This is a genomic window from Streptomyces sp. NPDC001020 (assembly GCF_053599115.1).
Map to the genome: position 1 here is coordinate 1 of NZ_JBSFLQ010000104.1, position 1141 is coordinate 1141.

Here is a 1141-nt window from a genome sequence, read left to right on the forward strand (position 1 = left end):
CTGCCCGCCTACGTGAAGGACCTCGGCTTCACCCACGTGGAACTGATGCCCCTGGCCGAACACCCCTTCGGCGGCTCCTGGGGCTACCAGGTCACCGGCTACTACGCGCCCACCGCCCGCCTGGGCACCCCCGACGACCTCAAGTACCTCATCGACACACTGCACCAGGCCGGCATCGGCGTCCTCATGGACTGGGTACCCGCCCACTTCCCACGCGACGAGTGGGCCCTGGCCCAGTTCGACGGCCGCCCCCTGTACGAACACCCCGACCCACGACAGGCCGCCCACCCCGACTGGGGAACCCTCGAGTTCGACTACGGACGACGCGAAGTACGCAACTTCCTCGTCGCCAACGCCGTCTACTGGTGCGAGGAGTTCCACATCGACGGCCTGCGCGTGGACGCCGTCGCCTCCATGCTCTACCTCGACTACTCCCGCGACAGCGGCCAATGGAGCCCCAACGCGCACGGCGGCAACGAGAACCTGGACGCCGTCACCTTCCTGAAGGAGATGAACGCCACCGTCTACCGCCGCAACCCGGACGTGGTCACCATCGCCGAGGAGTCCACCGCCTGGGACGGCGTCACCCGCCCCACCCACCACGACGGCCTGGGCTTCGGCCTGAAATGGAACATGGGCTGGATGCACGACTCACTGCAGTACATGTCCCACGACCCCGTACACCGCACCCACCACCACCACGAGATGACCTTCTCCATGGTGTACGCCTACAGCGAGAACTACCTCCTGCCGATCTCCCACGACGAAGTCGTCCACGGCAAACAGTCACTGGTGTCCAAAATGCCCGGCGACTGGTGGCAGCAACGCGCCAACCTGCGCGCCTACCTCGCCTACATGTGGGCCCACCCCGGCAAACAACTCCTCTTCATGGGACAGGAGTTCGCCCAGCAAGCCGAATGGTCCGAAACCCACGGACCCCACTGGCACCTCCTCGACCCCGCCCACGACGCACACACCGACCACCACGGCATCCGCGACCTGGTCCGCGACCTCAACACCCACTACCGCCACACCCCAGCACTATGGCAACGCGACACCGAACCATCCGGCTTCCAATGGATCGTGAGCGACGCCACCGACGACAACGTCCTCGCCTTCCTACGGCTGGACGCACACGCCA

General features: G+C 66.0%; 1 protein-coding gene. It reads left to right on the forward strand.

Annotated features, from left to right (window positions below; genetic code table 11):
* On the forward strand, positions 1–1141 hold a 1141-nt coding region (gene glgB / locus ACWDEX_RS37195; protein ID WP_450469116.1), incomplete at both ends, for a 1,4-alpha-glucan branching enzyme.